Genomic DNA, 18,990 nt, shown 5'->3' with positions numbered 1-18,990 from the left:
AGTCCTCTTCATCTCACCTTCCGTAGGAGACCATGCCCCGCGATCACATCGACTGGACCCCCACACCCGGCACCTCGACCGACCAACCCCGTCAGGTGCGTCGCATCCTCCTGCTCTTCAAGCCGTACCGCGCCAGGCTCGCCGTCGTCGGCCTGCTGGTCGGCGCCGCCTCCCTGGTCACCGTCGCCACCCCGTTCCTGCTGAAGGAAACGCTGGACGTAGCGATCCCCCAGGGCCGCACCGGTCTGCTCAGCCTGCTCGCGCTGGGCATGATCCTCAGTGCCGTCCTCACCGGTATCTTCGGCGTCCTGCAGACCCTGATCTCCACGACGGTCGGCCAGCGCGTCATGCATGACCTGCGCACCGCGGTGTACGGCCGCCTCCAGCGCATGTCGCTCGCCTTCTTCACCCGGACCCGCACCGGCGAGGTGCAGTCCCGTATCGCCAACGACATCGGCGGTATGCAGGCCACCGTCACCTCGACCGCGACCTCCCTGGTCTCCAACCTGACCAGCGTGATCGCCACGATCGTCGCGATGATCGCCCTCGACTGGCGCCTGACCGTCGTCTCGCTGCTCCTGCTCCCGGTGTTCGTGTGGATCAGCCGCCGGGTCGGCAACGAACGCAAGAAGATCACCACTCAGCGTCAGAAGCAGATGGCCGCGATGGCCGCGACCGTCACCGAGTCGCTTTCCGTCAGCGGCATCCTGCTGGGCCGCACGATGGGCCGTTCCGACTCGCTGACCCGGTCCTTCGCGGACGAGTCCGAGGGTCTGGTCGACCTCGAGGTACGGTCGAACATGGCCGGCCGCTGGCGGATGGCCGTCATCGGGATCGTCATGTCCGCGATGCCCGCCGTCATCTACTGGACCGCGGGCATCGCCCTCCAGGCCGGCGGCCCCGACATCTCCATCGGCACCATCGTCGCCTTCGTCTCGCTCCAGCAGGGCCTGTTCCGCCCGGCCGTGAGCCTGTTGTCGACCGGCGTCCAGATCCAGACCTCGCTCGCGCTCTTCCAGCGCATCTTCGAGTACCTCGACCTGCCGGTCGACATCACCGAGCGGGAGGACCCGGTCCACCTCGACCGCGTCAAGGGCGAGGTCCGCCTGGAGAACGTGGAGTTCCGCTACGACGGCGACGAGGACAAGGACAAGCGGGGCCCCATCCTCGACGGCATCGACATCGACGTCCCCGCGGGCAGCAGTCTCGCGGTCGTCGGCCCGACCGGCGCGGGAAAGTCCACACTCGGATATCTCGTCCCGCGGCTCTACGACGTGACGGGCGGCCGGGTCACCCTCGACGGGGTCGACGTCCGCGACCTCGACTTCGACACCCTCGCGCGCGGTATCGGGGTCGTCTCGCAGGAGACGTACCTCTTCCATGCCTCGGTCGCCGACAACCTGCGCTTCGCGAAGCCGGACGCGACCGACGAGGAGATCGAACAGGCGGCGCGTGCGGCCCAGATCCACGACCACATCGCCTCGCTGCCCGACGGCTACGAGACGGTCGTGGGCGAGCGCGGCCACCGGTTCTCCGGTGGTGAGAAGCAGCGCCTGGCCATCGCACGGACCATTCTGCGAGACCCGCCCGTCCTCATCCTGGACGAGGCGACCAGCGCGCTGGACACCCGTACCGAGCACGCCGTGCAGGAGGCCATCGACGCGCTCTCGGCCAACCGCACCACGCTGACCATCGCGCACCGCCTGTCCACCATCCGGAACGCCGACCAGATCGTGGTCCTCGACGCGGGCCGGGTGGCCGAGCGCGGCACCCACGAGGAACTGCTGGAGCAGGACGGACGGTACGCGGAGCTGGTACGCCGGGACGCCCGGCAGGACCCCGCACACGGGGACGCGCAACTGGAACCGACCAGCTGAACCGAAACCGACAAGCCGAAGATATGCCTGGTTTGTGACGATATGCGCGTTACCGTGCCCGCATGTACAGGAACACTCCGCCACGGAGCACGATTCGACTGACGCGCCGGGGCCGACTCGTCCTCATCGCGACCGGGGCCGTCGTGGCCGGCACCGCCGTGGCGGTGCCGCTGCTCAGCCTGCGGGGCGAGGGGTGGACGGAGCCCACCACCCTGGTGATCCCGGAGGGCCGGCGGGCCGGGCAGATCTACGACGCCGTCGACAAGGCCCTCGACCGGCCTCCGGGCACCACCAAGAAGTCCCTGGCCAAGGCGCACCTCAGGCTGCCCGCCGACGCGGAGGGCAACCCGGAGGGCTACCTCTTCCCGGCGACGTACCCATTGGAGCGGCACGGGAAGAAGACGACGCCCGAGGCGCTGCTCTCGTTCATGGTCGACACCGCGAACAAGAAGTTCAACGGCGCCCCCGTCGCGGCCGGCGCCCAGCGCAGCGCGATGAACGTCTACCAGGCCGTCACCATCGCGAGCATCGTCCAGGCCGAGGCGGCGACCGAGGCCGACATGGGGAAGGTGGCGCGGGTCATCGTCAACCGCCTGGAGCGCGGGATGCCGTTGCAGATGGACTCCACCATCAACTACGGGCTGAACCGCTCCACGCTGAGGACGACCGGTGCCGACACCCGGATCGACAGCCCCTACAACTCGTACCAGCGCATGGGTCTGCCGCCGACCCCGATCGACAACCCGGGCGAGGCGGCGATGCGCGCGGCCGTCAACCCGACCCCGGGGGACTGGCTGTACTTCGTGACGGTGAAGCCGGGGGACACCCGTTTTACGAACAGCTTCGAGGAACACCGGCGCAACGTGGCCGAGTTCAACAAGAACCAGCAGGGCTCGGCCACGTCGGGGTGACGCCGACGGTGCCTCAGGCAGCGGCGGCTTGCGCGGTCAGGAGCCGCCTGATGTCCCGTACGGCCGCACGGCCCGCGCGGTTGGCGCCGATGGTGCTCGCCGACGGGCCGTAGCCGACGAGATGGATCCGCTCGTCGGCGACCGCGCGCGTGCCCTCGACGCGGATCCCGCCGCCCGGCTCGCGCAGCTTCAGCGGGGCCAGATGGTCGATGGCGGCCCGGAACCCGGTCGCCCACAGGATCACGTCGGCGTCCACCCGCCGCCCGTCGTTCCACGCCACGCCCTCGGGCGTGATCCGGTCGAACATGGGCTGCCGGTCGAGGACCCCGTCCGCGATCGCCTGCCGGACCGCGTCGTTCAGCGGCAGTCCGGTCACCGACACCACGCTCTTCGGCGGCAGCCCCTGCCGTACCCGCTCCTCGACGAGCGCCACGGCCTCCCGGCCGACGTCCTCGCTGAAGGGGCCCTCCCGGAACACGGGTTCGCTCCTGGTCACCCAGGTGGTGGCGGCCGCGTACGGGGCGAGCTCCATGAGGTGCTGGGTGCCGGACGCACCCCCGCCCACCACGACCACCCGCAGCCCGGCGAACGCCTCGGGGCCGGGATACCGCGCGGTGTGCAACTGCCGCCCCCGGAAGGTCTCCTGGCCGGGATAGCGCGGCCAGAACGGCCGGTCCCAGGTGCCGGTCGCGTTGATCAGCGCCCGCGTCGACCAGTCCCCGTCCGAGGTCTCCACGAGCAGCCTCCCGTCGTCGCCCTCCCGCACCGCACGGACCTCGACAGGGCGGCGTACGCGCAGGTCGAAGGCTCGCTCGTACGCCGTGAAGTACTCGGCGATCACCTCCGACGACGGCCGCCGCGGATCGGCGCCCGTGAGCTCCATCCCCGGCAGCGCGTGCATGCCGTGGACCTTGCCGTACGTCAGCGACGGCCACCGGAACTGCCAGGCGCCGCCGGGGGCGGGGGAGTGGTCGAGGACCACGAAGTCGCGCTCCGGCTCGAAACCGGTGCGGCGCAGGTGATAGGCGCTGGACAGGCCTGCCTGACCAGCGCCTACGACGACGACCTCGACCTCGCGCGTGTTGTTCACGTTTCTACCAACCGCGGCGAGGTCGTGGATCTTCCCGAATCAGCCCTCGGCGGGGCGGGGCGCGGAGGTGGACGCGGGCAGATCGCCGTTGAACCGCGTGTCCACGAACTTGCCGAAGTCCACCTTCCCCGGGATCAGCTTCAGCGAGGTGAACGTGTCGGCGATCTCCTGCTCCGAGGCGATGAGCTGCTTGTCCACGGCGACCGCGACCCGGGTGGTGTACGTCCGCTTCACCGCGGCCAGTGCCACGTCCTCGGGCAGCCCCGTCTCCTTGGCCCACACCTTCGCCCACTCCGTCTCATGGGAGTAGACCCACTTGTAGGCGCGCCGGAGCCGCTGAAGGTAGTCGTCGATCGCGGCGGCCTTCTTCTTGTCCTTCAGCGCACCCGGTGCCGCCACCTGGAAGGTCAGGCCGTTGGTGACGCCGTCCCCGGTGGTCAGCACGCGGCCCTGCTTCGCCTGGAGGATCTGCGAGGTGTACGGGTCCCACACCGCCCACGCGTCGACCTTGCCGGAGGTGAACGCGGCGAGGGCGTCGGCCGGCTGGAGATACTTGACCTTCACGTCGGCCAGGCTCAGCCCGGCCTTCCTGAGGGACGCGACCAGCTGATAGTTGGCGGACGAGCCCTGCGCCACGGCGACGGAATGGCCCTTGAGCTGCGCGGGACCGGTCAGCTTCGAGTCGTTCGGTACGAGGACGGCGTCGCCCTTGGACGTACCGTGCCAGGCGGCCACCACCGAGATCTTCGAGCCGGCCCCGGCCGCGAACACCGGCGGGGTGTTGCCGACACCGCCGATGTCGACGGCCTTGGCGTTGACGGCCTCCAGCAGCGGCGGGCCGGAGGTGAAGGTCGACCACTTGATCTTGTAGTCGAGGTTGTCGAGCTCCCCGGCGGCGCGCAGGATCGCCTCCGAACCGCCCTTCTGGTCACCGACGTTGAGCGTGAGGGAGCCCTTGCCGTCGGTGTCGGTGCCCGTGCCGGCGGACGCGTTTCCACCGCAGGCGGTGAGCAGGAGGGCGAAGGGGAGGAGCAGTGCGGCGGGGGCGAGGCGACGTCGCATGGGGGATCCGTTCTGTGGAGCGTGATCGTGGGTGGGAATGGGGGGAGTTCAGGCGGCTTCGGCGGCCGTGTCGACGCCCAGGCGCTCCAGGAGCTGCCCGCGGATCTCGGCGAACCGGGGATCGGTGATGTCGCGCGGCCGGTCGAGGTCGATCTCCTGCTCGTGCGCGATGACACCCTCGTCCATCACGAGGACCCGGTCGGCGAGCAGGACGGCCTCCTCGACGTCGTGCGTGACCAGCAGGACCGCGCAGCCGCGGCGCTGCCACAACTCGCCCACCAGTCGCTGGGCCTTGATCCGGGTGAGCGCGTCGAGCGCGCCGAACGGCTCGTCCAGCAGCAGGAGATCGGGCTCACGCACCAACGCCCTTGCCAGCGAGGCGCGTTGGGCCTCGCCGCCGGAGAGCGTCTTGGGCCACGCGTCCGTACGGTGGCTCAGGCCGACTTCCTCCAGGGCCCGGTCGGCGACGCCGCGTGCCGGCTTGCCGGGCAGGCCGAGCAGGACGTTGCGCCACACCTTCTTCCACGGCATCAGGCGAGGTGCCTGGAAGGCCACCGCCTTGCGGCGCGGGACCAGGACGGTGCCCTCGATGTCCCGGTCGAGTCCGGCGAGGATGCGCAGCAGGGTGGACTTGCCGCAGCCGCTGCGGCCCAGCAGGGCCACGAACTCGCCGGGCCTGACGTCGAGTCGGAGGTCATCGATGACCGCGCGGCCGTCGAAGGAGCGGGTCAGGCCTTCGACGCGCACGGCCTGGGTGAGGCGCGGTGCTTGGGGGGCCTCGGTCGGCTCCGGTGCCTCGGATGTGCCGGACACCCGGGGGCTCACCGGCCGGTGAACGTCGGTCGCCATTGCAGCAGCAGCCTTTCGAGGGAGCGGACGATGAAGTCGGCCAGCAGGCCGAGGAAGGCGTAGACGATCAGGCAGACCACGATGACGTCGGTGCGCAGGAAGTCCCGTGCCTGCACCATCAGGAAGCCGATACCGGAGTCCGCGTTGACCTGCTCGGCGAAGACGAGCGCGAGCCAGGCGATGCCGAGCGAATAGCGCAGACCGGTCATGGCACCGGGCAGCGCGCCCGGCAGGATGACATGCCGGACGAGCCCCCACCGGGAGAGGCCGAGGGACTCCCCGGCCTCGATCAACTGCGAGTCCACACCCCGGATGCCCGCGTAGACGTTCAGGTAGAGCGGAAAGGTCACGCCGAGTGTGATGATGGCGATCTTCGGCGCCTCGCCGATGCCGAACCAGATGATGAACAGCGGGATCAGACCGACGAACGGCACGGTCCGCAGCATCTGCACGGGCGCGTCCACGATGTCCTCGCCCACTCGGAACAGGCCCGAGACGAGGGCGAGTCCAACGCCGACGAGGGTGCCGAGGAGCAGCCCGCCCGCGACCCGCTGGAGCGAGGTCGCCATCGCCGAGGTGAGCGAACCATCGGCGATCATGTCACCCGCCACCTGGGCGATCCGGCCGGGGGAGGCGAGCACGTCGGCGGTCAACACGCCTGTGCCGCTGAGCAGTTGCCACAGTGCCAGCAACAGGACCGGACCGGTGGTGCGGCGCAGCCAGCGGGGGACGCGGGTGCGCCGGGAGGAGGCGGGGACGATGGGTTCGAGGTCGAGAACGGCAGCGGCGGTGGTGGGCTCTGCGGCACCCTGGCGGGATGTTTCCGAAATATCGGGTACGGGCGAGCCGGGCGGGGCATGGCTGATGCTCATGGTGCTCCACGGAGGGGGAGAGCGGCCGGTGAGGGACACGCCTCGACGCCACCGCACAGGACGGCACGGATCAGTGCACGCGCCGGTCAGTGGAGCGAGGGTGGGGAAAGGGAGGGACGGGAGGGCGTCAGCAGCCGCGGCGACACGCGGCGGAGGCCACCCGCAGCAGGTCGATGTGACCGCGCGTGGTGAGCAGGGCTGAACGCAACATGCGGTCGAAGCTAGCCAGTCGGCGTGTCCACGGTCAATGGTGTCTCGCGGACTGGACCCGGCGTATCGCGCTATGAGCCACGCAGGACGAGTGAAGGCGAGTGAACACGAGTGATTCCGGCGCGAGGGGTGAGGATGGGGGCATGTCAGACGCTTTCACCACCCGAGTCCTGAACGTCTCCTCCGGTTCCTCGGAGCGGATCGTCGACCTCACCGGCGACTGCGAGGCCTTCCTGAGGGAGGCCGCCGCGGGCCGCGACGGCCTCCTGAACGTCTTCGTCCCGCACGCGACAGCGGGCGTCGCGATCATCGAGACGGGCGCCGGCAGCGACGAAGACCTCCTGGCCGCCCTCCACACCCTGCTCCCCGCCGACGACCGGTGGCAGCACCGCCACGGCAGCCCCGGCCACGGCCGCGACCACGTCCTCCCGGCGATCGTGCCTCCGCACGCCACCCTGCCGGTGGTGAACGGGCAGCTGGAACTGGGGACTTGGCAGTCGGTGTGCCTGGTGGACACGAACAGGGACAACGCGGAACGGAAGGTGCGTTTCTCGTTTCTTGCGGGCTCCTGAGGTTTAACCCTGCACACTAAGCGCCTGGACTGTCGATCCGGACGCGCCACAGCCGTGGACGGCCACGCTGTATGTGCCGGACCGTACGGTGTCTCGCGACAGTCACTTCGCCGTGTACTCGCCCGCGAGCACATTGTTGTCGAACACCTCGGTGAACGGGCCGCACTCGATCCACTCGCCTTCCTCTTCCACCACGGCGAGCGCACCTGCACCGCGGTGGACGTGCGCCGGGATGGGGGACCCGGCGCGGTGGCGGACGGAACCTGCACAACCCCTCCCTACGGGCACGCCTCTCCAAGAGCACCCGTGAAGGTGCGAAGCCGGGTTTCCGATCACCCGGACGGTGCTTCTCCGTGTCACGGCGTCAGCCGGGCGCACACCCCGTAAGCCCGATCCGTGTCGCGTCCGGTGACCGTTCGGCCGATGCCGCGAATCCCGCGCCGACCGGCGTCGGCAACGGGCCCGCCGTCTCCCGTCGGGAGCTCGACGCACTCTTCGAGGCGGTTCGCACGTGGGGTCGCTGGTCCCCGGCCGACCGCGGTGTCTGGAACCGGGTCACCGCGGACCATGTGCGGCGGGCCGCAGCGGGCGTGCGGTCACCCGGCCCGGCCCCGGTGACCGCAAGCCTGCCCTGCACCACATGACCGACCTCCGTGACGTGGCGGCGCCGGAACCCTCACCCACAAGGACTTCATCGCCGCCGACTGTCACGGCAAGGGCATCACCCATCTTGACGCGCTGTGCCACATCGCCTATCGGGGGAGCTCCACGACGGCCGCACGGCACACGAGGTCGTCGATGCCGCAGGCGCCCGCTTCGGCGCGGTGTCGACGCTCGGACCCCTCGTCATGAGGGGGGTCCTCCTCGACCTGCCCGCCGTCCTCGGGATCCGCTGGCTGGAGCCGGGGCGAGCGGTGCACGCCAAGGACATCGTCGCCGCGGAGAAGGCGCTCGATGTGACGATCGGCGAGGGCGACGCGGTACTGCTGCGCTCGGGACACGTCCGGCGCCGCGAGGAACTCGGCGCCTTGGGATCCCGACACGGCCGGCGCGGGCTTTCATGGGGACGCCCTGCCGCTGCTGGCCGGGCGTGGCCTCGCGCTGCTCGGCGGAGACGGCGACAGTGACGTACGGCCCTCACCCGTGGACGGCGTGCACTCGCCGGTCCACGCCCTGGCTGTGGCCGCGATGGGGGAGCCGCGGCTGCACAACCTCGACCTGGAAGCGCTGTCCGCCGCGACCGCGACGGCGGGACGACGACTTCATGCTCGTCGTGGCGCCGCTGAACGTCCCGCGCGGGACGGCTCGCCCGTCAACCCGGTCGCGGTCCTGTGACACCGATTCGGTCCGGTCACCGTGTGTGAGGGGCCTTGTGAACAGTGACTCGCGCCTCCAATAACCGTATCCTCGTCCATAGCAGACATTTCGGAAGAGTGTCGAAGGCGCGAGTGAGGCGGAGCGTGGTTCGGGCCGGCGAAGATCCGATACCGACGGGGCGTGCGCCAGGAGGCACGGGGCCCGTCAGTTTCCGTGAGCGGTTCCTGCAGGGTGAGCCGGTCGAGACGGGTGTGCGCACGTCGATCCTGGATTCCTGGCGGCGCTGCCGGATCCTGGGGCTGTCGCCGGACCAGTCCGATCTTCCCTTCCGGGAGGATTTCGAACCGGACGGACGGATCGTCCGCGCGGCCGTTCCGGTGCTCGACCGGCTGCAGGCCACGTTCGCCGGCAGCGCGATGAACATCTCCGTCGCCGATGCGAGCGGGACGGTTCTCCTGCGCCGTTTCGGAGAAGCGTCGCTGGCCAGAATTCTCCCGGCCATCCAGAGTGTCCCCGGGTTCGTGTTCGCCGAGAAGGTCGCAGGTACCAACGGCATCGGTCTCGCCCTGGCCGAGCGCCAACCCATCCGGGTCTACGGTGCCGAGCACTTCGCCGAGCGCTCCCAGGGCAGTGCCTGCCGCGCGCTTCCCGTCCGCGACCCGCTCAGCGGCCGCATCGAGGGCGTCCTGTGCTTCGGCTATCCGCGCACCGCCGAGGACCCGGCGCTGGACACCGTGATACGCAAGGCGGCCGAGACCATCGAGCGGCGGCTGCTGGAGCAGAGTTCCTCGCGTGAGCGCGCTCTGCTGCGGGCGTACCTGGACAGCGGAGCCGAAGCCGCCGCAGGTTTTCGGCACCGCATGGGGGTGCGAGAACTGGCCGTGGAGACGAGCCCCCGCGACCGGGCGATCCTCAAGGAGAAGGCCGCCGAGCTGATCGCCTGCGCGCAGCGGGCCTGTGTCGACGTACCCCTGTCCGACGGCCGTCGGGTCACGCTCGTGAGCCGGCCGATGACGAGTGCCTCCGGAGTGGAGGGCTTCGCCATCGAGGCCGTTGTCCCCGGTCCCTCGCCGCGCGAGCCCCTCGCCTTCCCGCATCAGGTCCGCGAGCCGCTGGGCCTCCCCGCCGAGCTTGCCGTCGCCACCTCCCTCACGTTCTCCGGGGCCGGGCCCGACGTGGCGCCCGGGCAGCTCCACGTCACCCCGCCCTCGGAGTATCTTCCCGGCACGGAGCACGGCCCTGTCGCCGTGGGCGTAGAGCGCGTCACGGCCGACGGCACGACGGACGAGCACTCCGACTCCCCGCCCCCGGCGAGAGGGCTCATGATGGTGGGGGAGCCGCACGTGGGGACCTACGCCCTTGCCGCGCGCCGCCGCCTGGAATTGTTGTCCGAGGCCGGCGTCCGCATAGGCACCACCCTGGATGTGCGCAGTACCGCCCGGGAGCTCGCCGAGTCGGCGGTGCCGCAACTGGCCGACTTCGTCACCATCGACCTGCCGGAAGCCGTGCTCCGCGGCGAGGAGTCCGCCGATCCCCGCAGTGACCTACGCCGTACGGTGGTTCACGGCATCCATGACGACTGTCCCTTCCACCCGGTCGGCAAGCAGGTCGACTACGGTCCGACGATGCCGCAGTCGCGGTGTCTGACGAGCGGCCAGGCAGTGCTGGAACCGGACCTGAAGGCTGCCGCGGGCTGGTTCGGGCAGGACCCTGAACACTCCGCACAGCTGCTGAGCCACGTCCACTCCCTCATCGCGGTGCCCCTGGTCGCCCGCGGCGCAGTCCTGGGCGTGGCCGGCTTCTACCGCGCGCAGGACTCGCCACCGTTCGGGGACGACGACCGGTCGCTGGCTCAGGAACTGGCCGCCCGTGCCGCACTGTCCATCGACAACGCCCGGCGCTACACGCGCGAACGCGCCATGGTCCTGGCCCTGCAGCGCAGCCTGCTCCCCCATGGTGTGCCGGACCAGGACGCCGTCGAGGTCGCCCATCGCTACCTGCCCGCCGAATCCGACGTCGGAGGGGACTGGTACGACGTCATACCCCTCTCCGGCACCCGCATCGGGCTCTTCGTCGGCGACGTCGTCGGCCACGGCATGCTCTCCGCCGCCACCATGGGACGGCTGCGCACGGCCGCCCGCAGTTTCGCCGAACTCGACTTCCCCCCGGACGAGGTCCTCACCCACCTCGACAAACTCGTGGGACGCCTGGACCGGGAGGACCCCGGCGCCGTGGACGCAGGCATCATCGGCGCGACCTGTCTCTACGCCATCTACGACCCGACCACACAGCAGTGCACCATGGCCCGCGCCGCCCATCCCCCGCCCGCTCTGGTCCGCCCCGACGGCACCGTGTGGTTCCCCGACCTGCCCGCCGGCCCCCCGCTCGGCCTCGGCGGTCTGCCGTTCGAAGCCGCCGAGCTCGACCTCCCAGAGAACAGCCAGCTGGTCCTCTACACCGACGGGCTCATCGAGGACCGTCACCGCGACGTCGACGTGGTCCTCGATCAGCTGCGCGCCACGCTGTCCCAAGCGAACGGCACGCCCGACGAGACCTGCCAGGCGGTACTCGACACGGTGGCCCCCACCCACCCCTGCGACGACATCGCCCTGCTCGTCGCCCGCACCCACGCCCTGGACCCCCAGCGGATAGCCACCTGGGACCTGCCCGCGGATCCGGCCCTGGTCAGCGAGGTCCGCGCCTCCGCCACCCGGCAACTGACCGACTGGGGGCTCGACGAGGCCGCGTTCGCCGCCGAACTGGTGCTCAGCGAGCTGGTGACGAACGCCATCCGCCACGGCGCAGGGCCCATCCGGGTACGGCTGCTCCACGACCGCACCCTGATCTGCGAGGTCTCCGACACCAGCAACACCGCCCCGCACCTGCGCCGAGCGGCCAGCACCGACGAGGGCGGCCGCGGCCTGTTCCTCGTCGCGCAGCTGACGCAGAGCTGGGGCACGCGCTACACCCAGCAGGGCAAGGTCATCTGGGCCGAATGCGAGCTCGAGGGGGCCTGAGGCGCCGGCCGCGGCGATTCGCTGCTCCGTTGGGGTAACAGAGAGCGGCTAGATGTCGGAAAATGTATGACATGTGACGCTAATGTCGCTGATGTACATCGGGAAGAACACGACAGGTCCAACCCCGGAGAGGTCCGTGCACGAGGCCCACGACACCTCTGCGCATGCGGTCCCGCCCTTCGGGGCGGAACCTCTGGTCCGTGTCCGCGGACTTGCCAAGCGGTTCGGGGGAACCCTCGCGCTCGCCGGGGTCGACCTCGATGTCCACGCCGGCAGCGTCCTCGCCCTCCTTGGTCCCAACGGAGCCGGGAAGTCCACGCTCATCAAGGTGCTCGCCGGCGTCCACCACGCCGACTCGGGGCAGGTCACCGTGGCCGGGCATCCGCTCGGGAGTCACGCCGCTTCCCGGCACATGTCCTTCATCCATCAGGATCTCGGCCTGGTGGAGTGGATGACGGTAGCCGAGAACATCGCTCTGAGCACCGGGTATCAGCGCCGCGCCGGGCTGATCTCCTGGCGTCTCACCCGAGAACACTGCACCGAGGCACTGCGGGTCGTCGCCGGGCATCTCGACCCCGACACGCCGATCTCCCGCCTCGCCCCGGCCGAGCGTTCGCTTGTCGCCGTCGCACGAGCCCTGGCGGCACGGGCGAGACTCATCGTCCTCGACGAGCCGACCGCCCGCCTGCCCGCCGCGGACTGCACCCGGCTGTTCCGGGTGCTGCACACCCTGCGCGACCGGGGGCACGGCATCCTCTACGTCAGCCATCGCCTGGACGAGGTGTACGAGGTCGCCGACACCTTCGCCGTGCTGCGTGACGGACGCCTGGTCAGCCACGGCTCGTCGGCGACCCACACTCCTGCCCGCCTGGTGCGCGCCATCACCGGCGAGGGGCCGACCGATCACCGCCCAGCCACCACCCCGGCCGGCGGCCCGGCCATCCTGACCCTGGACGGGGTGCGCACCCCCGACGCCGACGCGGGACCGGTCAGTCTGGAGCTCAGGCGGGGGGAAGTCCTCGGCCTGGTCGGCCTCACGGGCGCCGGACACATCGGCCTCGCCCGAGCCCTCGCGGGTGCCCGGCCCCTCCTCGGCGGACGGGCCCTTCTCGGCGGTCGCCCGTACCGTCCCCGTACGGTCGCGGACGCCGTCGGACGGGGTGTCGCCCTCGTACCCGGTGACAGACAGCGGGAGGGTTGCCTCGCCGAGCTGACCGTGCGGGAGAACCTCCTGGCCAACCCCCGGGCGGGAGGCATGTCGGCGCTGGGCTGGATCAGCCCCCGCCGCGAACGCGCCGAGGCCGGCACCCTGATCGAACGGTTCTCGGTGCGTCCCCACGACAGCGAGGCCGCCATCGCCACCCTGTCCGGGGGGAACCAGCAGAAGGTCATGATCGGCCGGTGGCTGCGGCTGGCCCTGCGCCTGCTGATCCTCGAGGAACCGACGGCGAGCGTGGACATCGGTGCCAAAGCCGCGATCCATCGCCTGCTCGACGAGGCGCTCGCCGCCGGCCTCGCGGTCCTCCTCATCTCCAGCGACTTCGAGGAGGTCGCGGGCGTGTGTCGGCGCGCCCTGGTCTTCGTCCGCGGATCCGTGACGACCGAGCTGACCGGCCCGGCCCTCACGGTCACCGAACTCACGCGGGCGGCTTCCCTGCCCTCCACCGGAACCGCGGCGAATCCGTGACGGGCTCCCCCTCTCCGGCTGCGCCCCCGCCACGGCCGCGTCGCTCGGGCCCACCGAGGCGACTCGCCCGACTGCAGGGCCGCGGCGGGCAACTCATCGGCGCCTACGGCCTCCTGACCCTCACCGCCCTGCTCTTCCTGATCTTCTCCCTCGCCCTGCCGCGCACCTTTCCCACCCGGGACACCGTCGACTCGATCCTGTCCAACCAGTCGATCCCGGCCGTCCTCGCACTCGCCGCGATGGTCCCCATCGTGACCGGCGCGTTCGACCTCTCCATCGGCTACGGTCTCGGCCTGGCGCACGTCATGGTGATGCAACTCGTCGTGGGCGACGGGTGGCCCTGGCCGCTCGCCTGCCTCACGGTGATCGCCGGAGGGGGCGTCGTGGGCGTCCTCAACGGTGTCGTCGTCGAATTCGGACGGATCGACTCGTTCATCGCCACCCTCGGAACCGGCAGCATGATGTACGCGGTGACCGGCTGGATCACCGGCGGCAGCCGGATCGTCCCCGGCCCGCAAGGCCTCCCGGCCGCCTTCACCGACATCTATGACTCGACGTTCCTCGGCCTTCCGGTTCCCGCCTTCTACGTGCTCGCGCTCGCGGTCGCCCTCTGGGTGGTTCTGGAGCGGCTGCCGCTCGGCAGGTACCTGCACGTCGTCGGGTCGAACCCGCGCGCCGCCGACCTGGTCGGCATCCCGACCCGCAGGTACACCGTCTACGCCTTCGCCGCGTCGGGACTGATCGTCGGCTTCGACGGAGTGCTGCTCGCGGCCCAGCAGCAGATCGGCAATCCCAGCGTCGGCCTCGACTACCTGCTGCCCGCGTTCGTCGGGGCCCTCCTCGGCTCCACCGCCATCAAACCCGGGCGCCCCAACGCCCTGGGCACCCTCGTCGCCGTCGCCGTCCTCGCCGTCGGCCTCACCGGCATCGCCCAGATGGGCGGCGATTTCTGGACGGTCCCGTTGTTCTACGGCGGCACCCTGCTCCTCGCCGTCGGACTGGCCGGCTACTCCGCTCGTCGCCGACTGCGCACCGGCGCGGTCGGTGCCCGCGATTCGCCCGCCGTGACACAGGACGACGGCACGCCGGGCAGCCCTCCATGACCCACGCCGCGGGCACGCCAGAGTGCCCGCGGCGGCATCCTCCGCAAGGAGCTTCCGTGCACCGCAACCGCAACACCCCCGCCGTCCGCAACGCGCGGTCCACTGCCACCGCTCTGGTGGCCGCGGTCTTCGTGCTGGCCGGCTGTGAACGCGGCTCGTCGAGCGGCCCGGCGCACTCCACCTCGGGCCCGAGCGGCTGTCCCGCGGTCCAGGCCAGGGCCCAGGCCGCCGTCAGCCGGGCGGAGCGGACCGACATCCCCTGGAACGGACCGACCAGCGGCCCCACCGCGGTGGCCGGCAAGACCATCGTCTACGTCGCCCAGACCATGACCAATCCCGGAGTCGCGGGCGCCGCGGACGGCGTGCGGAAAGCCGCGCGGGTCATCGGCTGGGACGTCCGGGTGATCGACGGTGAGGGCACCCCCGCCGGCATCCAGGCGGCGATGAGCGAGGCCGTGGACGTCAGACCGTCGGGCATCGTCATCGGGGGCTTCGACCCCGACTCGACCGCGCAGCAGGTGGCGCGTGCGAACGCGGCAGGCATCCCGCTGATCGGCTGGCACGCGCTCGCTTCCCCCGGCCCCAGCCGGCGCCCCAGGCTCTTCACCAACGTCACCACCAAGGTCGAGGACGTGGCAACAGCCAGTGCGCGGTGGGTCATCTCGAGTTCCGGCGGCTCAGCCGGGGCCGTGGTCTTCACCGACGCCTCGATCCCCTTCGCCAAGTACAAGTCCGACCTGGTCAGAAAGGAGCTGGCCACCTGCGCGGGGGTGAAGCTGCTGGCATACGAGAACATCCCGATCCCGGACGCGAGCAGCCGCACGCCCCGGGAGATCTCCTCACTCCTCTCTCGCTTCCAGGGCAGCTGGACCCACTCCGTCGCCATCAACGACCTGTACTTCGCCGATGCCGCCCCGGCGTTCCGCGCGGCCGGCAACAAGGGTTCCGGCCCGCCCTTCAACATCGGCGCCGGCGACGGCGACCCCTCCGCCTTCCAGCGCATCAACAGCAAGCAGTACCAGGCGGCCACCGTGCCCGAGCCGCTGTCCCTGCAGGGCTGGCAGATCGTCGACGAGTTCAACCGCGCCTTCTCCGGCCGGCCGGCCAGCGGTTATGTGGCCCCCGTCCACATCAGCACGGCCGACAACAGCCACGGCGCCACGACCTGGGATCCGGCGGGATACCGGGAGGCGTACCGGAAGATCTGGGGCACGTGACAGTGGCGGCGGGGCGTGGTCAAAGTGGCGGGGCGTACTCGGTGAGCAGGAGCGCGATGTCGTCCGCCCTGTCGGGGGAAGCGTGGCAGGCATCCCGCAGCAGCCCGTCGGCCAGATCGTCCAGGCCGCCCCCGCCAAGGCGGGCGAGCGACGCCCGGAGCCGCTCGACGTCGGAGCCGATGTCCGAGTCGCGCCTCTCGATCAACCCGTCCGTATAGAGGGCCAGGACCGACCCGGGAGCGAGACGCAGCTCCGACTCCGGAAAGCGCGCCGTCGCGTCGATGCCGAGCAGTGGGCCGCCGGGCACATCCAGGATCTTGGTGTGCCCGTCGGGCAGGCGCAGCAGGGGCGGGAGATGCCCCGCGCGGACGATGCGCAAGATCCCCGAGCGGGGATGGAATCGGGCGTAGCAGCAGCTGGCGAGGAGCGCCGGGTCGAGGTCCATGTGGAGCCGGTTGGTGCCGGCGACGACATCGCTCGGTCGGTGGCCGGCGGCGACGAAGGCCCGCATGGCGCTGCGCAGTTGGCCCATGGCGGCCGCGGCGGGGACGTTGTGCCCCTCGACGTCCCCGACGATCAGTGCGACTTCGTCGCCGGTGGAGATGACGTCGTACCAGTCGCCGCCGATGTCCATCCCGCTGGTGCCCGGAAGATAGCGCCCGGTGACGTGCAGCCCCGGCAGAGTGGGCAGCCGGTGCGGCAGCAGCGCGTCCTGCAGGCCGCGGGCGAGGGCGAATTCGGCGTCGTAGAGTCTGGCGCGTTCCAGAGCCTGGCCGATCAGGCCGCCCAGCGCGGTGAGGAGTCCGCGCTCCTCGTCGGGGAACCGGTGGATGTCGTCGAAGCCGAGCATGCAGGCGCCGACCGGGTGGTTCGAGGCGATCAGCGGCAGGAACGCCCAGGAGTTGGTGTGCCCCACCATGAGCCCGGGGTAGCTTTCGCGGAGCTGCTCCCGGGACTCGACGAAGAGCGGGACCCCGGAGGTCAGCGCGTCCGTCACGGGCAGCCGGGCGTGCAGCGGGGTGCCTTCGAACCGAGCGAGAAAGCGTTTCGAGTAGCCGCGCTGAGCGAGCAGGTGCAGGCGCCGTTCCTCCACCACGGCGATCGCCAGCTTCTGGCCGCCGAAAGCCGGCAGCAACTGTTCGGCGACGGCATCGAACACCTCGTCCGCGGTGGCCGCCTCGGTGAGGGCGCTGCCCAGCGTGAGCACCCGGTAGAGGGAACCCACGCGGGGCGCCCCGGGCGGAGGCGCCAAGGAGATGGGCGGCCCCTCCTCGGTGACTGCTGTACCGGGTCCGGTGCCGGCCGGTACGGGCTGCCGCACTCGTGAGGCCCATCCCGTCATGCCCTGAGCGCCCGGGTGGAGGGAGAAGACCAGCCACTCGTCCGGTGGGCGGCGGACCAGGAAGGAGACCGGTTGCTGGGAGACGACGGCGGCCCGGTAGCGATCCTCGTACACGGGATCGGCCAGCCAAGGCAGTACGTCCCAGGGGCGCCGGCCGAGCAGTTCGTCCTGGCGGACCCGCAGCAGATCCTCCAGGCTGTGGTTGGCGTAGGCGAGGCGTCCGTCGGGAGAGAGCGCGAAGAAACCGTCCGCGAGCCGCTCTATCGCCGCCACGGCGGCCATGCCGCTCCCGGAGTCGAGCACGGCGCCGACCAGGTGGCAGGAGGCCTCCGAGTCGTCGGGGCCCTCCGGCACCCGGCCCCACAGCTCCACGACGCGGTGCCCACCACGGCCGTCCAGGATGCGTAGGCGGTGCGCCAGTAGGTGCCCCTCCTCGACCGCGGCACGGGCGGCGGACCGAAAACCGGGCAGATCCGCCGGCTCGATGCAGGCCGCCAGCGTGGCCGCCCGACCGTCGAACGCGCGGGGCGGAATCCCGAAGACCGCGCACAGCTCGTCGTCGGCAGTGAGGGCTCCGGTGTCGAGGTTCCAGTCGAACAGGCCCACCCGGATCGCCGGAGCGGACGGCAGCGGGACCAGTATCGGAGCCGTCCGCTCGTCGTACTCGCCGAGCGTGCCGCGGGCCCGCAGTCCGGCGAGGGCGGTGCCCAGCCGGTCGGCGGCGGAGCGCAACTGCCCGCGCTGCGCCCTCGACAGTCCTGTCCCGTCCGGCCTGGGCGTCCACACCACGGAGATGGCGCCGAAAGTCCGCTCGCCCGCCCGTACGGGGACCGATGCGGAGCCGAACGGGTACGGCAGGGCGATCGAGAGCTGGGGGAAGCGCCGCATCGTCTCCTCCGCGCCGGCCAGGTGGACCATGCGCCCGGAGCGGCACGCCTCCGCCACCGGCATACGGCTGTTGACCGGGATCCGACGCCACCCGCTGAGCAGGGAGGGCGGTGTTCCGCAGGACGCGGCCCCGACGAGCGAGCGATGGTCGCCGGAGAGCAGGAACACGCTTCCGGCATGTGCTCCGGTGACCTCCACGGCATGGATCACGGCCCTGACCAGCGCGTCGTCGCGTTCGGGCGCTTCGCCGACACCCGCGGCGCCGAGCGGGTACGAGCTCGATGCCATACCGTTGGCCGACACGTTGCCCTCGATCATCCATGGAGTGCTTTTCCCAGTTTAGGGTCATTCGCACCTCTCTGCGGGCGGATGTCGGGCCGGTAGGGGTGAGCCGATTTCCGTCCTGCCGGCCAGACGGAGCGGGAGCAACCCTGTTTGTCCCTGATTGCGGCCGGACCTTCAGCGGCTGCGGCTGAGCAGACCGCATGCTGGGACAGGATCGACGGCGCGCCTCGTCGGTGCGTCTCGTCGTCGGTCGGCAGCCGAACGCCGTCGCCGTCCTGGACGCCGCGACCACGCCGGGAACTGGTCCCGATGGAGGCGTCGCCACCAAACGCGCCCATGACGCTGCCATTACACACGGCGGGGCCATACGGTGGGCGGACGGCCGGCTCAAGACCGTCCCGTCCGTGCCTCAGACGGTGCTGCTGGGGGACTTTGTTCGCGCGGTGAAGGGGATCTTCGTCCAGCCCTGTCGGGTGGCTGCTCGACGGGTGACCGGGCGACCGAGTCCGACGCTGTCGGTCCCAGCTCTGATCGGCATGTGCTTGCCGGCAGCGTGATCCCTACGACGCGCTCGGCGGCGAACCAGCGCGGAGTACCCACCCCCACCACCGACCCGCGAGGCAACGTCTCCCGCGTCACTGCCGCCGACTACCCCAACCGCCTTCACATCCGACGAGGCCGGTCGCGTCAC

13 protein-coding genes and 1 pseudogene are annotated in these 18,990 nt (G+C 70.9%); 8 read left to right on the top strand and 6 right to left on the bottom strand.

Translation table 11 applies throughout. The features are described from left to right. The first annotated feature begins 32 nt into the window (after window positions 1–32). On the top strand, window positions 33–1,877 hold the full coding sequence (locus tag ABZT06_RS34000; RefSeq protein WP_355749799.1) for an ABC transporter ATP-binding protein: 1,845 nt from the start codon (window positions 33–35) through the stop codon (window positions 1,875–1,877). Between the two features lie 62 nt (window positions 1,878–1,939). Beyond that, a complete protein-coding gene (gene mltG / locus ABZT06_RS33995) occupies window positions 1,940–2,788 on the top strand; it encodes an endolytic transglycosylase MltG (protein ID WP_355749796.1) in 849 nt (282 codons plus the stop codon). 13 nt (window positions 2,789–2,801) lie between these two features. Here mltG and ABZT06_RS33990 read toward each other — a convergent pair whose 3' ends face one another. The 5 genes from ABZT06_RS33990 to ABZT06_RS33970 all read right to left on the bottom strand — a co-directional run bounded on the left by ABZT06_RS33990 (window position 2,802) and on the right by ABZT06_RS33970 (window position 6,872). Continuing rightward, window positions 2,802–3,878 (bottom strand): NAD(P)-binding domain-containing protein, encoded by a 1,077-nt coding sequence (locus tag ABZT06_RS33990; RefSeq protein ID WP_355749793.1) that lies wholly within the window; start codon window positions 3,876–3,878, stop codon window positions 2,802–2,804. 39 nt (window positions 3,879–3,917) lie between these two features. Further along, entirely contained in the window at window positions 3,918–4,940 is a 1,023-nt protein-coding gene (locus ABZT06_RS33985) for an ABC transporter substrate-binding protein (protein ID WP_355749790.1), read from the bottom strand. A 48-nt stretch (window positions 4,941–4,988) separates the two neighbouring features. Further along, window positions 4,989–5,789, bottom strand: coding sequence for an ABC transporter ATP-binding protein (locus tag ABZT06_RS33980; RefSeq protein ID WP_355749787.1), 801 nt, complete (start codon window positions 5,787–5,789; stop codon window positions 4,989–4,991). Continuing rightward, window positions 5,762–6,661, bottom strand: a complete 900-nt coding sequence (locus ABZT06_RS33975) for an ABC transporter permease (protein WP_355749784.1) — start codon at window positions 6,659–6,661, stop codon at window positions 5,762–5,764. The genes ABZT06_RS33980 and ABZT06_RS33975 overlap by 28 nt, the downstream gene beginning before the upstream one ends. A gap of 127 nt (window positions 6,662–6,788) precedes the next feature. Further along, window positions 6,789–6,872, bottom strand: a complete 84-nt coding sequence (locus ABZT06_RS33970) for a putative leader peptide (protein WP_349817350.1) — start codon at window positions 6,870–6,872, stop codon at window positions 6,789–6,791. A 142-nt stretch (window positions 6,873–7,014) separates the two neighbouring features. Between ABZT06_RS33970 and ABZT06_RS33965 the strand changes: the two genes are divergently transcribed. The 6 genes and pseudogenes from ABZT06_RS33965 (at window position 7,015) to ABZT06_RS33940 (ending at window position 15,784) form a co-directional block, all read left to right on the top strand. Further along, entirely contained in the window at window positions 7,015–7,443 is a 429-nt protein-coding gene (locus ABZT06_RS33965) for a secondary thiamine-phosphate synthase enzyme YjbQ (RefSeq protein WP_355749781.1), read from the top strand. Between the two features lie 392 nt (window positions 7,444–7,835). After that, a pseudogene (locus tag ABZT06_RS33960) lies at window positions 7,836–8,778 on the top strand (cyclase family protein). 125 nt (window positions 8,779–8,903) lie between these two features. Next, window positions 8,904–11,777, top strand: coding sequence for a SpoIIE family protein phosphatase (locus tag ABZT06_RS33955; RefSeq protein ID WP_355749779.1), 2,874 nt, complete (start codon window positions 8,904–8,906; stop codon window positions 11,775–11,777). Between the two features lie 136 nt (window positions 11,778–11,913). Then, complete coding sequence (locus ABZT06_RS33950; RefSeq protein WP_355749776.1) at window positions 11,914–13,464, top strand: sugar ABC transporter ATP-binding protein; 1,551 nt, start codon at window positions 11,914–11,916, stop codon at window positions 13,462–13,464. Next, window positions 13,461–14,567, top strand: a complete 1,107-nt coding sequence (locus tag ABZT06_RS33945) for an ABC transporter permease (RefSeq protein ID WP_355749773.1) — start codon at window positions 13,461–13,463, stop codon at window positions 14,565–14,567. The genes ABZT06_RS33950 and ABZT06_RS33945 overlap by 4 nt, the downstream gene beginning before the upstream one ends. A 56-nt stretch (window positions 14,568–14,623) precedes the next feature. Continuing rightward, window positions 14,624–15,784, top strand: coding sequence for a substrate-binding domain-containing protein (locus tag ABZT06_RS33940; RefSeq protein WP_355749770.1), 1,161 nt, complete (start codon window positions 14,624–14,626; stop codon window positions 15,782–15,784). 19 nt (window positions 15,785–15,803) lie between these two features. Here ABZT06_RS33940 and ABZT06_RS33935 read toward each other — a convergent pair whose 3' ends face one another. Further along, window positions 15,804–18,332 carry a SpoIIE family protein phosphatase gene (locus ABZT06_RS33935; protein WP_355749767.1) on the bottom strand — a complete coding sequence of 843 codons (2,529 nt, stop codon included), beginning with the start codon at window positions 18,330–18,332 and terminating at the stop codon, window positions 15,804–15,806. Window positions 18,333–18,990 lie beyond the last annotated feature (658 nt).

This window comes from Streptomyces sp. NPDC005483 (assembly GCF_040606035.1).
Taxonomy (GTDB): Bacteria; Actinomycetota; Actinomycetes; order Streptomycetales; family Streptomycetaceae; genus Streptomyces.
This window is presented reverse-complemented; position numbering and strand designations above follow the sequence as displayed.

Excerpts from the sequence above, each read along its gene's own strand:
- ABZT06_RS33985 (WP_355749790.1), bottom strand. The coding sequence starts at position 4,940 with ATGCGACGTCGCCTCGCCCCCGCCGCACTGCTCCTCCCCTTCGCCCTC.
- ABZT06_RS33935 (WP_355749767.1), bottom strand. The coding sequence starts at position 18,332 with ATGATCGAGGGCAACGTGTCGGCCAACGGTATGGCATCGAGCTCGTAC.
- ABZT06_RS33980 (WP_355749787.1), bottom strand. The coding sequence starts at position 5,789 with ATGGCGACCGACGTTCACCGGCCGGTGAGCCCCCGGGTGTCCGGCACA.
- ABZT06_RS33970 (WP_349817350.1), bottom strand. The coding sequence starts at position 6,872 with ATGTTGCGTTCAGCCCTGCTCACCACGCGCGGTCACATCGACCTGCTG.
- ABZT06_RS33975 (WP_355749784.1), bottom strand. The coding sequence starts at position 6,661 with ATGAGCATCAGCCATGCCCCGCCCGGCTCGCCCGTACCCGATATTTCG.
- ABZT06_RS34000 (WP_355749799.1), top strand. The coding sequence starts at position 33 with ATGCCCCGCGATCACATCGACTGGACCCCCACACCCGGCACCTCGACC.
- mltG (WP_355749796.1), top strand. The coding sequence starts at position 1,940 with ATGTACAGGAACACTCCGCCACGGAGCACGATTCGACTGACGCGCCGG.
- ABZT06_RS33965 (WP_355749781.1), top strand. The coding sequence starts at position 7,015 with ATGTCAGACGCTTTCACCACCCGAGTCCTGAACGTCTCCTCCGGTTCC.